14 protein-coding genes are annotated in these 14,267 nt (G+C 34.6%); 3 read left to right on the top strand and 11 right to left on the bottom strand.

Annotated elements, in window-relative coordinates; all coding sequences use genetic code 11:
- Positions 1–68: 68 nt before the first annotated feature.
- Both pfkB and ACTXGU_RS00345 read right to left on the bottom strand, forming a co-directional pair.
- Positions 69–974 (bottom strand): 1-phosphofructokinase, encoded by a 906-nt coding sequence (gene pfkB, locus ACTXGU_RS00350; protein WP_443479507.1) that lies wholly within the window; start codon positions 972–974, stop codon positions 69–71.
- On the bottom strand, positions 971–1,723 hold the full coding sequence (locus ACTXGU_RS00345; protein ID WP_443479506.1) for a DeoR/GlpR family DNA-binding transcription regulator: 753 nt from the start codon (positions 1,721–1,723) through the stop codon (positions 971–973). Before ACTXGU_RS00345 ends, pfkB begins: the two co-directional genes overlap by 4 nt.
- 279 nt (positions 1,724–2,002) lie before the next feature.
- On the opposite strand from ACTXGU_RS00345, the gene ACTXGU_RS00340 reads away from it, so the two are divergent.
- The 3 genes from ACTXGU_RS00340 to ACTXGU_RS00330 all read left to right on the top strand — a co-directional run bounded on the left by ACTXGU_RS00340 (position 2,003) and on the right by ACTXGU_RS00330 (position 6,389).
- The gene (locus ACTXGU_RS00340) at positions 2,003–2,350 is read left to right on the top strand and encodes a hypothetical protein (protein ID WP_443479505.1); all 348 of its coding nucleotides are present in this window, start codon (positions 2,003–2,005) and stop codon (positions 2,348–2,350) included.
- A 339-nt stretch (positions 2,351–2,689) separates the two neighbouring features.
- A complete protein-coding gene (locus ACTXGU_RS00335) occupies positions 2,690–4,921 on the top strand; it encodes a ribonucleoside-diphosphate reductase subunit alpha (RefSeq protein ID WP_443479504.1) in 2,232 nt (743 codons plus the stop codon).
- A 424-nt stretch (positions 4,922–5,345) separates the two neighbouring features.
- The gene (locus ACTXGU_RS00330) at positions 5,346–6,389 is read left to right on the top strand and encodes a ribonucleotide-diphosphate reductase subunit beta (RefSeq protein WP_443479503.1); all 1,044 of its coding nucleotides are present in this window, start codon (positions 5,346–5,348) and stop codon (positions 6,387–6,389) included.
- Between the two features lie 118 nt (positions 6,390–6,507).
- Here the strand turns inward: ACTXGU_RS00330 and ACTXGU_RS00325 are convergent, their stop codons facing one another.
- The 9 genes from ACTXGU_RS00325 to ACTXGU_RS00285 form a co-directional block, all read right to left on the bottom strand.
- A complete protein-coding gene (locus ACTXGU_RS00325; protein WP_443479502.1) occupies positions 6,508–7,062 on the bottom strand; it encodes a GNAT family N-acetyltransferase in 555 nt (184 codons plus the stop codon).
- Between the two features lie 300 nt (positions 7,063–7,362).
- The gene (locus tag ACTXGU_RS00320; protein ID WP_443479501.1) at positions 7,363–8,091 is read right to left on the bottom strand and encodes an exonuclease domain-containing protein; all 729 of its coding nucleotides are present in this window, start codon (positions 8,089–8,091) and stop codon (positions 7,363–7,365) included.
- Position 8,092: 1 nt separating this feature from the next.
- Positions 8,093–9,076 (bottom strand): DUF294 nucleotidyltransferase-like domain-containing protein, encoded by a 984-nt coding sequence (locus ACTXGU_RS00315; RefSeq protein ID WP_443479500.1) that lies wholly within the window; start codon positions 9,074–9,076, stop codon positions 8,093–8,095.
- Between the two features lie 229 nt (positions 9,077–9,305).
- Positions 9,306–10,577 carry an ammonium transporter gene (locus ACTXGU_RS00310; RefSeq protein ID WP_443479499.1) on the bottom strand — a complete coding sequence of 424 codons (1,272 nt, stop codon included), beginning with the start codon at positions 10,575–10,577 and terminating at the stop codon, positions 9,306–9,308.
- A 615-nt stretch (positions 10,578–11,192) separates the two neighbouring features.
- A complete protein-coding gene (locus ACTXGU_RS00305; protein WP_443479792.1) occupies positions 11,193–11,312 on the bottom strand; it encodes a YjcZ family sporulation protein in 120 nt (39 codons plus the stop codon).
- A gap of 168 nt (positions 11,313–11,480) precedes the next feature.
- Positions 11,481–12,161: a thiamine phosphate synthase gene (thiE, locus tag ACTXGU_RS00300; protein ID WP_443479498.1), complete on the bottom strand. Its 681-nt coding sequence runs from the start codon at positions 12,159–12,161 to the stop codon at positions 11,481–11,483.
- 18 nt (positions 12,162–12,179) lie between these two features.
- Entirely contained in the window at positions 12,180–12,992 is an 813-nt protein-coding gene (gene thiD, locus ACTXGU_RS00295) for a bifunctional hydroxymethylpyrimidine kinase/phosphomethylpyrimidine kinase (RefSeq protein WP_443479497.1), read from the bottom strand.
- 3 nt (positions 12,993–12,995) lie between these two features.
- Positions 12,996–13,811, bottom strand: a complete 816-nt coding sequence (gene thiM / locus ACTXGU_RS00290) for a hydroxyethylthiazole kinase (RefSeq protein WP_443479791.1) — start codon at positions 13,809–13,811, stop codon at positions 12,996–12,998.
- A 341-nt stretch (positions 13,812–14,152) separates the two neighbouring features.
- Positions 14,153–14,254, bottom strand: a complete 102-nt coding sequence (locus ACTXGU_RS00285; RefSeq protein ID WP_443479790.1) for a DUF5412 family protein — start codon at positions 14,252–14,254, stop codon at positions 14,153–14,155.
- Between the last annotated feature and the right edge of the window lie 13 nt (positions 14,255–14,267).

The following is a 14,267-nucleotide window of genomic DNA, read 5'->3' as shown; positions in this document are numbered from 1 at the left end:
ACAACGCTCCTTTAATTAGTAGAGCAGTCTTTGGAAGCATAGTTCATGCGCTTAAGACGCTCTGCAATTTATTTAATCACAACTTGCGGCAATAAACTTTCTACTTTCTCTTTTGTGCATAAACCAATCGAAAAGGCTGTAGCACTGCCAGAAGCTACACTATAACGAAAGGCTTCGCGAATATCTTGTGTTTCCTGATATTTCGCAAGGAACCCAGCAACCATACTATCGCCAGCACCTACAGAGCTTTTGACTTCTCCTTTTGGGACTGTACTGATGATTGTTTCATGCTCATTAATTAGCACCGCACCATCACCAGCTAGTGAAACAATGACATTTTGAGCTCCCCGTTCTAACAGCTTTTTACCGTATGGAATAACATCTTCTACACTTGTTATCATTGTATCGAATAGTTCACCTAATTCATGATGATTTGGTTTAATAAGAAATGGTTGATATGGCAATACTTTATTTAATAGTTCACCTTCCGCATCCACAACAAATGAAATTTTGTGTTCATGACAAATCTTCACTAACTCTTCATACGTTGTTTTTGGTAGCGTAGATGGAATGCTGCCGGCAAGAACTAATAAATCATCCGTTGTTAATTCACGAATCTTCTGCTTCAATTCCACAAATTTTTCTGCTGATATGAAAGGTCCGTTTGCATTTAATTCGGTTTCAGCATCTGCTTTTACTTTTACATTAATCCTCGTATCTTCTTCGACTTCTACAAAATTTGTTTCGATATTTTCTTTTTGCAGCTGATCTACGATATATTTACCCGTAAATCCACCTACAAACCCTAAAGCTTTGCTTTTTACACCCATTCGATTCAGTACTCTTGAAACATTAATTCCTTTTCCACCAGGAAATTTACTAGTAATTCCTACACGATTTAAATCTCCCAAGTTAACTGTTTCTAATTCCAAGATATAATCAACAGAAGGATTTAAAGTTAATGTATAAATCATACTCTCACAACCTTTATTCTAGTTTTACGTAAATACTTGTCGCTTGCTGTTTCATCAAGATGATTGGTAATAATGACTGCCTCACTTAAATCGGCAATTTTTGAAAAATAAACTTCTGAAAATTTGCTGTTATCTGCAACTACAAATGCTTCTCTCGAAAGTTTCATCGCTAAATTTTTTACCATTGCTTCTTCTTGATCAGGTGTAGTATACCCCGATTCTGGATGAATACCATTTACCCCCATAAAACATTTATCAAACCGATAGTTTGCTAAACTAACTAAGGCTCCTCTACCTACCATCGCTTTGGTATTCTCTTTCACATAACCACCTAAGAAATACGTGCGTATTCCCTTTTCTAGCAATGGCTGCAGATGCATTAATCCATTGGTGACGACGACGATATCTTTATTTTCAAGAAATGGAATCATTTCTGTCACTGTTGAACCAGCGTCTAAATAAATGCTGTCTCCAGCTTCAATACAATTTGCCGCATAGGATGCAATTTGTTTCTTTTCATGAAGGTTTTTGAAAGTTTTTTCACTCATGCTAGGTTCCGTCAGTTTCCCTTGTAATCTAGACGCACCTCCATGAACTCTTTTCAAAAAACCTTCTTGCTCTAAAAATGTTAGATCTCGTCTTATCGTCGACTCAGAAGCGGATGTTTTCTCTACGAGTTCCTGTGTTTTAACTGTATTTCTTTCCTTAATTAATTGTAAAATAAAACGATGTCTTTCTGGTGTTAACATATTTTCACATCCTCTTTGAGTATGTGTTATGCCTCTATAAAAATAATACTGCAAACGGTTTCAAATTACAATATTTTTCTTTCAAAATCATTCAAAAAAATTCATATTTTGATTGTTTGTGAATAATTTATGAATTTTGTTTTTTTCAACTATTTAAATTACATATTGTAAAACTCATTTTCTTCACTATTTACGTTTCTTTTCTTGAATTTACCCACTCTTTTCTCCTATAATAGATATCAGCTTGTCTTAAATTTGAAGTAAAGGATTTAATAAAAAATGAAAAAAATATCCTATTATTATTTAGAACTTATAAAAATGATCGTAACGTCGATTTTATTTTTTGCTGTTTTTGGCTTTATCAATGATCATTTGATTCAATTAATTACCGGTTATAGCTTCCCTGATGTAAGTTTTTTTCAAGGTAATTCTATTTTGATGATATTGTTTATTGTGCAATATATCGGTGTTAGTCTATTTGTATTTGTATGTTATAAAAATACGATTCAATTTATTGGCTTCCAAAAACAGAAACAAGGCAAAAAGCTTACACCTCAATGGACAAAAAAAATAAGCTTTTTCGCTTTGTTTCTTATTGTCATCTTTTATATGATTCTATTGTTTTAATAATACGTTTGATCAACTTAAAATTTAAACAGAAAATAATTGCGATAATATACATAGTATGATACTATCAAATCAACATATAGATGATTTTTATCTTTTCATCACTATATATAGTAATTGCAATTTCTATTTATCCAAAGTCTCTTTTGCGCTTCCAATGAAGCGACTTTTTTTTGCACAAGCTAGGAGACCTTCCCATTCCTTACGTTTTTATACTCTAAAGGGCCCCTGAGATGATGAAACGATGGCATAAAACGACAGCGGTGTTGTTTTATGCCATCGTTTCATCCACTCAAATGTTTGCGTGGTTTTTATTATCTTTTTTAAGGAGGAAACAAATTGAATACTATTACAGATACAAAAATTAGTATTTTAGAGAAGTTACAATCCGAATTTCCTCATTTGGATTTTCACCAACTAATAAACAGAGCGAAGCAATATTCCGACATAAAAGGAACTGTAAATACACATGAATATATGCATCAATTAATTTTAGAATCATTAAGTTATATGGATGAAGTCGAACCTGATTGGACATATGTTGCCGCAAGACTTTTATTAGTTGATTTATATGACCAAGCAAAACAAAATCGACTAACAGAAGATGTATACAGCAATTTTTACGGATTAATTACTCATTTAACCAAAAACGGCATTTACAACCCAATCTTATTGGATACATACACGAAAGAAGAAATAGATGAATTAGAAAAATGTTTATCGATTTCAAAAGATCATTTATTTACGTATATCGGCTTACGTATGCTTGCAGACCGTTATATCGCCCGTGATCATCAAAAAAGAGTGTTTGAATTGCCACAAGAGCGTTTTATGATCATTAGTATGCTTTTAATGAGCAAAGAGCCATCTACTACTCGTATCGAACATGTAAAAGAAGCTTACTGGGCGCTTAGTAATTTGTATATGACAGTTGCAACACCTACCCTTTCCAATGCCGGTAAGAATTGGGGGCAGCTATCAAGCTGTTTTATTGATACTATCGATGACTCTTTACAATCTATCTATGATAGCAATACTGATATTGCAAACCTTTCAAAAAATGGTGGCGGAATTGGCGTTTATTTAGGAAAAATCCGCAGCAGAGGCAGTGCGATTAAAGGATTTAAAGGTGCATCTTCCGGTGTGATTCCGTGGATGAAACAATTAAATAATACGGCTGTAAGCGTTGATCAGCTTGGTCAAAGAAAAGGTGCAATCAGTGTTTATTTAGACATTTGGCACAAAGATATTTTCTCCTTTTTAGATAGTAAACTAAATAACGGTGATGAGCGATATCGTACGCACGATTTGTTTACAGGCATATGTATACCTGACCTATTTATGGAAAAGGTCGAAAATAGAGAAGACTGGTATTTATTTGATCCGCACGAAGTAAAAAACATTATGGGATTCTCTTTAGAAGACTTTTATGATGAAAAGCAAGGTGAAGGATCTTTCCGTACAAAATATGAACAATGTGTGCAGCATCCTGATTTATCGAAAGAAGTTGTTCCTGCCATCTCTATTATGAAAGGAATTTTAAGAAGCCAATTAGAAACAGGCACTCCTTTTATGTTTTATCGAGATGAAGTAAATCGCAAAAACCCAAATAATCACAAAGGAATGGTCTATTGCACAAATCTTTGTACAGAGATTGTTCAAAATCAAAGTCCAACTATTATGACAGAACAACGCTATGAAGACGGCAAAATTATCATTGAAAAAACTCCAGGCGACTTTGTTGTATGTAATCTTTCATCCATCAACCTTGCAAAAGCAGTAGAGGAAGATGCTTTAGAGAGACTAATTGAAATACAAGTACGCATGTTGGATAATGTAATTGATCTAAATACAATTCCTGTTATACAAGGAGAATTAACAAACAAAAAATACCGCGCAATTGGCTTAGGAACATTTGGATGGCATCATTTATTAGCACTGAAGAAAATTCGCTGGGAAAGTGAAGAAGCAGTCGAATATGCAGATAAGCTTTACGAAAAAATCAGCTATTTAACGATAAAAGCGAGTAATCAGCTTGCAAGTGAAAAAGGAGCCTACCCAGCATTTCCAGGGTCTGATTGGCAAACAGGGGATTATTTTACGAAAAGAGAGTACGATAACGAAACATCTTCTTTAGATTGGAACAAGCTAAAAGAAAATGTAGCAGCAACAGGACTTCGTAATGGCTACTTGCTTGCTGTTGCACCAAACGCATCTACTGCTTTAATAGCTGGTAGTACTCCAAGTATTGATCCAGTATTTAAAAAAGTGTATTCAGAAGAGAAAAAAGATTACAAGATTCCTGTGACAGCACCAGATTTATCCAGTGAAACAACTTGGTATTATAAATCTGCTTATTTAATCGATCAACATTGGAGCATATTACAAAATGCAAAAAGACAAAAACATATTGACCAAGCCATTTCTTTCAATTTATATGTACAAAATACTGTAAAAGCAAAAGAACTTTTAGATTTACATCTAGCTGCATGGAAAAACGGCTTAAAAACAACGTACTATTTACGTTCTACCTCTTCAGAAATAGAAGAATGTGATTCTTGTTCAAGTTGATATCTTACAAAATGAAAGCACAGCAAAAATAGGATTTTTTGCTGTGCTGATTTACTGAAACTTATAAGTTTTGATTATATAAAAAATAGGCTCAGTTAAACGATAATGTTGTTTATGGGAAGGGAATCTGCAAGACTCCTGCGGGATTAGCGAGAAAGACGAGACCCCACAGGAGCAAAGCGACGAGGAGGCTCGGCGCTCGCCCCGCGGAAAGCGTGTGGTAAGCCTCGGAAAACCGAACGAAAACCTCTAAATGCTTGATTTTCCCTATCTATATTTCATAGCATCCACTTTTTCAGTGACCTCGAGGTACAAGCGAGGAGGCTTGCCGGTTCGTCCGCGGAAAGGGAGTAGATTCCCTGACCTTTTGAAAATCAACAATGGAATTTAACTGAGCAAAAAAATAAAAAAGGAGTGCTTCCAAATGTCCGAAACAGTACACAAAAGACCGATAATGAATAGAAACGCACCTAACCGCTCAACTGCCATTATTAATGGAGAATGCTCGAATATTTTAAATTGGGATGATATTCGTTTTAAATGGGCTTTTCCTAAATATAAAAAAATGCTTGCCAATTTCTGGACTCCTTTTGAAATTAATATGAGTCAAGATATGAAGCAGTTTCCCGAATTATCTAAAGACGAACAAGATGCCTTTTTAAAAATAATCGGACTGCTTGCATTATTGGACAGTATTCAAACAGATTACGCAGGAAAAGTGGCAGATTATTTAACAGACTCTAGTTTATCTGCTTTAATGATTATCTTGGCACAGCAAGAAGTTATTCATAACCATTCTTATTCCTATGTATTATCAAGTTTAGTTCCAATGGAAAAACAAGAAGAAGTATTTGAGTTTTGGCGAACAGAACCAATACTAGAAAAACGAAATGAGTTTGTAACAAATGGATATAAAGATTTTGCAGAAAATCCAACGCCAATCAACTTATTAAAATCGATCGTATATGATGTCGTACTAGAAGGGCTGTTCTTCTACTCAGGTTTTGCTTTCTTCTATCATTTAGCGAGAAATCAAAAAATGGTTGGAACAAGTACAATGATTAACTATATCAATCGAGATGAACAAATTCATGTTGATTTGTTTGTACAGATTTATAAAGAAGTATTAGAGCAATATCCTGAATATAACACCCAAGAATTAGCAGATTTTGTACAAGAAACGATGAAAGAAGCAGCACACTTGGAAATTGAGTGGGCCCGCTATATTATCGGCAACAAAATGGACGGCATTCTTTTACAAGATGTAGAGGATTATATTAAATTTTATGCAAATGTGCGTTCCAACCAATTAGGATATGATCGTCCATTTGAAGGCTACCGTACAAACCCTTTAAGATGGATAAAAGCATATGAAGAAGTGGATCTTGGCAAATCGGACTTTTTCGAACAAAAATCACGACAATATGTAAAAGTCAACCATCTCGACAACGGATTTGACGAACTATAAGAATAAATATCAAGTGCTATCCTCATGTGAAGCTCTAAATCTTGCAAGTTTATAGATTGTAGACATTTATGAGGATAGCACTTTATCCTTTAATCCTATATTATGAGGAATGTTCACTTTATTTTAATACTGCTCTTTTTTTATAATCAGTTTTAAACATACAATAATAATAACTAGTTACTAGTTTATTATTGAACAATGGCAAGATTCCTTTTTTTTGAAATCGATAAGTAAAGCCACATTTTTCATTTACTCTTTTGGAGTTATGATTAAAATCAAAATGCCCACACCATATAACATCTAATTCTAAAGTTGTAAAACCATAATCAATTAACCGGTTAACTGCTTCCGGCACAATACCTTTCCCCCAATATTTAGGGTTTAATGCATAGCCAATTTCTCTCTGTTTCAAATGAGCAAGTGTACTATCTGGTTTTCTTTCATGAATTCCAATACTGCCAATCACTTTATTTTCTTCTTTCCAAACAATTGCATATGTATACTCTTTCATTAGAAACGACTTGATAATTTCTTTGCTTTCTTCTTCACTTTTATGCTGTGCCCAGCCTGCGTAAGGACCAACTAAGTCACTACATGCATATTCATATAAATCCTGACTATCTGTTTCTTGCCAGCTTCTTAACATTAATCGCTCTGTATTTAAAGATTCCACTCTCTCCACACCCTTCTAATTTTCAGCAATTCATCAATCTATTTGAAAAGGTTAGATATATGGAAAAAAGATGAATCAGAAAATAGATTCATCTTTCAGGCTGTCGACAAACGCTCGCTTTCTTCGTTGTTCGACTTACTCGGATGCTCATTACCCAACCACGGTAACTCCGCTCCTCCTAAGGCTTCACGCCTCGAAAGTCAACCGTTTTCGATCCGCCTGAGGTTTCTGCAAAAATGAGTTTGTCTACACTCTGAAAAATTAATCAGAAAATAGATTCATCTTTTTTCGCAGGCAAGTTCATCTTCTCGCTACTCTTTCGTAAATATCTTGGAGCGTTTTACATCCCAGCTCCTGTGCTTTCGCTAAATATTTGGTCCAAAGAATAGCGGTAAGCTTTGCGTCTCCAAGTGCATGATGGCGATTGCAAATAGGAATTTCGCTCAATATACACCAATCTTCCAATGTTACAATAGACTGTTTCGGTTCTACTGTTTGAAACAAAAAAGATGTATCAACAATTCGATGCTTAAACGGGGTTTTAAATTGCTTCCAACAAGCAGATTGCATGAAATTTTTTTCATGGGATGAATGGTGGGCAACTAATGTATCATCTTTAGCGAAATCAAAAAAATTCACAAGCACTTCCGACAAATACGGCGCATCTATTAAATCATCATTTTTAATTCCGGTTAATGTAACTATTTCTTCTGGTATTTGTTCATTTATACGAACTAATGAATAAAACTGATCATCTAATATTTCACAACCTCTTACTTTCACTGCACCAATTGAAATAATTTGATCGCCTTTGTCAGGAAAAAAACCAGTGGTTTCTATATCAAATATTACCGTTTTTAAATCTTTTAAAGGCAAGCGGGAAGCCACTTCTACTTTTAAATCTTTTTGCAGTCGTCTCATAAATGCAAGCTGTTGTGAATTAAAGCCATCTGAATTTGTATTAAGTACACTTGGATTAACTTTTCCATATAACTCTCTCATATAATGGAGAAAAGATTCTACACCCATTTTAACACCCTTTTTCAATTATCCTTTGAACTTGATGGTATAACTTAATTCCGCTTCGCAACAATAATTTAATTTCTTGTCTTTCTTGCTTACTTAAGTTCTTTATATTTAAAAAATGAACATCTTTGTATGTTTTAGCGTTTTTAAAAAGTGTACTACGATACTGAAGAATTTTTATAAAATATTTTTCATATGGCTGAAGCAATGATTCATACTTTTCTATTTTTCTCAATTCCTCTATACGACTAATCGTTGAAGTAGATTGAATCCCCTCTTTTATTGCAAGAAGTCTGATAGAGTTTACATATGGTAAATATAAAGTATTTTTCAAGTGAATAGAACCCCTGTGTGGGCCTGTTCTTTCCACAAAAAATTGTCCGAAAATACCTACCCCTTTTTTAATACGCATCACATTATTCATAAAACGTTTTAAAAGAGAAGGGTGCAAAGAACGATATTCATGTATATACGAACGAAGCTCTTCTACGAAAAGTTCATTACCGAATAATTTCCTGCAATCATAAAATATTTGCAAATAACGAATGGATTCCCAACTTTCAGTTTCCATCCAATTCAGCAGCTGATATTGCCATTCTTCTATCGATTTGCACCATAATGGATTGCTGCTCATAACATTTCCTTCACAATAAGGATATCCAACTTCATTTAAGGCATCACTTAATTCTTTGCTAAATTGAATAAAATATGCTTGAAATGCTGGATCCTTCACTTGATATATTATACCATGGTCCTGATCACTAAATAATCCTTGTTCAAATCTACCAGCACTCCCAGTAACAAACCAAACAAAATCACAAGGTGGATAGCCATGTGTTTTTGTAAATTCTTCCAAAGATATATTGAAAACTTGTTTCATAAATCCATCATGACATTTATTTAATTGAATATTAGACTTTGCACAATTGATTATTTGGGTCTCTTTCTCTTGTTTAATTTGATTGATTCTTATAATTCGAGAGCACATCCATGCACTTCCTTAAAAATAGATATAGGATTTAGATTAATACGTTTAAGCAAGCCTTCACCTAATTTAGTTTATTGTATCATATTGATCCTAATTATTTAAAAACTTTATATGTAGATATTAGGATATTAACTGTTTAATAAATCCTTTAGAAAAATTACTTTAAAAGATTTGAAGCCCCACTATAAAAGTGAGGCTTTCATCTATTAATCAAATCATAAAAAAGCTTTTAGTTTATATTATTTTTGTTTTCTTCTTTTGAAAGAAAAACTTCTGGATATCCGTAAGTACCATGTTCACTAATATCTAAGCCCATGATTTCTTCTTCTTCCGTTACACGAAGTCCGCTGATTTTTTTGATAACGAATAAGATAACAAAGCTTACTACAAAAGCGAATAATGCAGAAACTACAATACCTGTTGCCTGAACACCTAACTGATGGAATCCACCACCATAGAATAATCCTGGCTTACCTACTGTCGCAAGTTCTTTTGTAGCAAAAAACCCATTTGACAATGTTCCCCAAACCCCTGCAGTACCATGTACCGATAATGCAAAAATCGGATCATCAATTTTTCTATTTTCAAAGAATCGAACACTGTAGAATACTAGAATACCAGCAATAAAGCCGATAACTACCGCTGCCCAAGTATCAACGAACGCACAAGATGCAGTGATTGCAACTAAACCAGCTAATGCACCGTTTAACATAGTAGATATATCAGATTTCCCTAATACAATCCAAGAGATTAATAAAGCAGAAACAGATCCAGCTGCTGCAGCTAAGTTCGTATTTAATGCAACAAATCCAAAGAATCCGTCTGCTACAGAAACCGTACTACCTGCGTTAAATCCAAACCAGCCAACCCAAAGAATAATAACACTTAATGCTGTATACACTTGGTTATGACCAAAAATAGGGTTTGCAGAACCATCTGCATTGTATTTACCAATACGAGGCTTTAATAAAATAGTAGCAGCTAATGCAGCCATTGCACCAGTTAAATGCACTACTGTTGAACCAGCAAAGTCTTGTTTACCGTGTTCGAACAACCAGCCGCCGCCCCAAATCCAGTGTGCAACAACAGGATAAACTAAAGCTGAGAATAGTACTGAGAAAATAAGATAAACAGATAATTTCGCACGTTCAGCAAAACCACCAAGCGCAATCGTTAAAGAAATTCCTGCGAATGCCAATTGGAAAACAAAAAATACTGTTGTTTGAAGCCCTGCACCATCTGCTTGTGCTCCAGAATAGAAGAAATCAGTCAACCCAACAAAAAAGTTTCCGTTTCCTCCAAAGATAAAACCATATCCTACCGCCCAAAATACTAAAGAAGCAATACCAAAAGTGAAAATTGTTTTACCAGCAATATGACCAGCATTTTTCATTCTTGTGGAACCAGCTTCAAGTAAAATAAATCCACCTAACATAAAAATAACTAAAATTGCAGCAACCATCGTCCACAAGCTGTTCATTAAAAATTCTAACTGTTCCATTAGGATTTCTTCCCCCTTTATGTATAAATACTAACATTAAGTGTCATATAATCTAACACGTTAATAACTTTATTTTACCGATATTATATTATCTGTCAATATCCTTTTTAGATTTAATTTTCAAAAAAAAGAAATATTTCTAATATTTATGTATAAAACATTCCTTTTTTTCATTTTTTACTATAAAAATACAAAAAAACTATAATAAAAAAATTAAAATATTTTAGTTGAATACACAAAGTGATATTCCAACAATTTTAATAATATATCTCGTAAAATAGTAATCGCTCGTACCCGTTAAGAACGATAAAAATGAGGCCCTTTTCGTATAGATTGTTGCTATCTAACCCGCAGCCTGAATACACTTCGCTTTCCGCGGGCGAGCGTCGAGCCGCTTCGCCGCTTTGCTCCTGCAGGGTCTCGTCTATCTCGCTTTTCCCGCAGGAGTCTACGTGTATTCAGGCTGCTCAGTACATTTAAAGGTTTTTCATCTTAATCAAATAGCAACAAACTTTTAGAAAACAGCCAAAAAATAATATTTTTAAAAATTCAGTTTTTTCAAAATATTACAGAAAAAGCAGACACTAGAATTGTCTGCCTTTCCCTCATTTCAATTTAGTGAATAAACGTTGCACCAACGATAATCAATAAGATGAATAATACAACGATTAATGCGAAGCCTGAACCGCATCCACCAGCACCATATCCGTATCCGCCATATCCGTAACCGTACATAAGAACATCTCCCTTTGTTTTTTGTATACTCATTAACCTTACTTCATAAAGTTAACGGGGAAGCAGATATATTGTAATCAAAACTAATCACAATAACACTTCCTTTCAAAACATCTTATGCACAAATTGATCATTCGGTTGGGTGAATGTCTATATTCAGCAAAAAACCTATTGGCTTTTTGCTGATTTAATCTTTTCTGCTGCTACCGTCTCTACTAAGATTTTTGCACTTTCAAAGGGATAAGCTGCCATACTTACCTCTGAAATAACAGCAACACCATCCGCTCCTGCACAAATTACTTCACCTGCGTTATCATTTGTAATTCCGCCAATCCCTACTATTGGAACTTGAATTTTATTTTTTTGCAATTCTTTTAGTAACCTTGTTCCTTGGACTGGCTCTGCATCCTTTTTTGTTTTTGTTGGAAAAATAGGACCTATTCCAACATAATCTGCCCCTGCTTTTATAGCAGATTTCACTTCTTCTACTGTATGCGCAGAAACACCTACTATTTTATTTCCTATTTTCTTTTTTACTGCTTCTGCCTTTTCGTCTTCTTGGCCAATATGAACACCATCTGCTCCAATCTGAAGCGCTAAGTCTACATCATCGTTCACAATAAAAGGAACATTATATTCCTTACATTTGTTTTGTAGTTTTCTCGCCAACGCTGTTTTTTCTGAGCCAGTTAGTGAGCCTGCTCCTTTTTCTCTGAATTGGAATATCGTGATTCCTGCTTTTAACGCTTCTGTTAATACATATTCAGGATCTAATTCACTATTATTGCTGCCCATAATAAAATAAACTTTTAATAAATTCTTTATATAATCCTGCTTATACTTGGTCATCTATTGTCTCCCCAATTATTACTTCATTGAATGATTTTGCTGTTTTTGATACGCCCAATGGTTTGTTGGTCCATGGCCATTCCCTATATGCAAATCCTCTTTAATGGCATAATAAACAAAATCCTTTGCAATTCGAAAAGATTCTTCCATTGATTTACCATTAGCTAAGCATGCCGCTGTTGCTGCTGCAAAAGTACAGCCAGTACCATGCGTATTTTTTGTTGAAAATCTTTTTGATTGCAGTTCCGTATAGTTTTTGCCATCGAATAATAAATCTATTAATAGGTCACCACTTCCATGTCCACCTTTAATAATGACATTTTTAGCCCCTAACTCATATAATTTTTCTGCTGCTAATTTGCGATCATCCCAAGTATTGATACTAATTCCAGTCAGTTCTTCTGCTTCTGGTATATTAGGAGTAATGACAGTCGCAATCGGCAATAAATACTGACACATTGCATCAATTGCTTCTTGCTTTAACAAAGCAGCCCCCCCTTTTGCTATCATAACGGGATCAACTACAATTTGTGACCAATTGTATTTTTTTATTTTTGACACAACCAGCTCAATGATTTCTCTACTAAATAACATACCTGTTTTTACTGCATCTGTTCCAATATCAGTAGCTACTGCATCTATTTGTTTTTCAATTGCTTCAAGGCTCATCGGATAAACAGCATCTACACCAAGAGTATTTTGTGCTGTAACAGCAGTGATTGCTGTCATTCCAAATACATTTAACTCTTGAAATGTTTTAAGATCTGCTTGTATGCCAGCACCGCCGCCACTATCTGATCCAGCAATCGTTAATGCTTTTCGAATACTCATTGTTTATTCTCCTCCTAGCTTTTCGATCTTGTTTAAATGGGCAATGTGCTCTTCATTTATTAAATATAATTGATTTAATAATTCTATCTGCAAACTTCCCGGTCCATACTCCTTAATCTGTTTGGCAGCAAGTTCTGCTGCCACCCCATAAGTAACCAATCCAGCAACACTTGCAGCTACAATATCTTTTTCCACTGCAATAAAGGAAGCGATAACTGACGTTAACAAACAGCCTGCACCGGTGACTTTCGTTAATAGCGGATGGCTATTGCCTATTAAATAAGTATTTTCCCCATCTGTAACTACATCTTTTTCGCCTGTAATAACAACCGGTGCTTGAATCGCTGCAGATGCGGCATTGGCTATCTTAATTGGATCTTCCATCACTCCCATTGCATCTACTCCTTTAATGGCCGTTTTAATGCCGGCAACATTTGCTACTTCGGCAATATTGCCACGCAATAAAGAAATCTTTATTTCTTTCATTATCTTCTGTACACTTTCCGTACGAAAGGAAGTAGCACCTGCTCCAACAGGATCCAGGATAACCGGTGTATTTGCCTTATTAGCTGCTTTTCCAGCTATAATCATATTTTCAATCGTTTCTGCCGTTAATGTTCCGATATTCAACACGAGTGCATCTGCAATCGTAGCCATCTCTGCCACTTCTTCTTTTGCATATGCCATAACTGGAGATGCTCCTAGAGCTAATAAACCGTTTGCTGTAAAATTCGTAACGACCACATTCGTCATATTATGAATAAGCGGAGCTCTTTCTCTTAATCTAGTCAGCATGTTTGCTACATTAACTGGTTTCATTATTTCTTCCATATGTATTCCTCACTTTTTATCATTTTCTTGTGTAATAGGTACTTAATTTCTAACATTGTATTTTTTCCAAATAAAAAAGCCATGGTTGATTCTTTCCTTCCCTCTCGCTCCAACGATAAGGTTTTGAAAAGTTCGAACATGGCTTATTATATACACCTGTATTTATCATATTGTTCCACAATTACATATACACCTCCCTGCGCTGGCATTATCCAACAGGTTCATTCGGTCAATGACAGATTAGTCATCCTCTCAGCCTGATTCCTCAAGCTCCCGACACTATTCAGTTTCCTTAAATTTTAAAGTATTTTTATGTTTGTTGCAAGATTCTATCCATCTTTCAACTTAATCTTTGCTGTTTCTTTATGATAATTCCAATAAATATTTTTTGATTTTTTGTTTTCTTTGTTAAAAATTAGTTCTTCACAAATAGCATAATCTGTT

Source organism: Niallia sp. 01092, from assembly GCF_052318935.1.
Taxonomy (GTDB): Bacteria; Bacillota; Bacilli; order Bacillales; family Cytobacillaceae; genus Niallia.
The sequence above is the reverse complement of the archived record's forward strand: the minus strand, read 5'-3'. Positions and strand labels throughout refer to the sequence as shown.

Coding starts and splice junctions, on each gene's coding strand:
- pfkB (WP_443479507.1), bottom strand. CDS start 974: ATGATTTATACATTAACTTTAAATCCTTCTGTTGATTATATCTTGGAA.
- ACTXGU_RS00345 (WP_443479506.1), bottom strand. CDS start 1,723: ATGTTAACACCAGAAAGACATCGTTTTATTTTACAATTAATTAAGGAA.
- ACTXGU_RS00340 (WP_443479505.1), top strand. CDS start 2,003: ATGAAAAAAATATCCTATTATTATTTAGAACTTATAAAAATGATCGTA.
- ACTXGU_RS00330 (WP_443479503.1), top strand. CDS start 5,346: ATGTCCGAAACAGTACACAAAAGACCGATAATGAATAGAAACGCACCT.
- ACTXGU_RS00320 (WP_443479501.1), bottom strand. CDS start 8,091: ATGGGTGTAGAATCTTTTCTCCATTATATGAGAGAGTTATATGGAAAA.
- ACTXGU_RS00315 (WP_443479500.1), bottom strand. CDS start 9,076: ATGTGCTCTCGAATTATAAGAATCAATCAAATTAAACAAGAGAAAGAG.
- ACTXGU_RS00310 (WP_443479499.1), bottom strand. CDS start 10,577: ATGGAACAGTTAGAATTTTTAATGAACAGCTTGTGGACGATGGTTGCT.
- ACTXGU_RS00305 (WP_443479792.1), bottom strand. CDS start 11,312: ATGTACGGTTACGGATATGGCGGATACGGATATGGTGCTGGTGGATGC.
- thiE (WP_443479498.1), bottom strand. CDS start 12,161: ATGACCAAGTATAAGCAGGATTATATAAAGAATTTATTAAAAGTTTAT.
- thiD (WP_443479497.1), bottom strand. CDS start 12,992: ATGAGTATTCGAAAAGCATTAACGATTGCTGGATCAGATAGTGGCGGC.
- thiM (WP_443479791.1), bottom strand. CDS start 13,811: ATGAAACCAGTTAATGTAGCAAACATGCTGACTAGATTAAGAGAAAGA.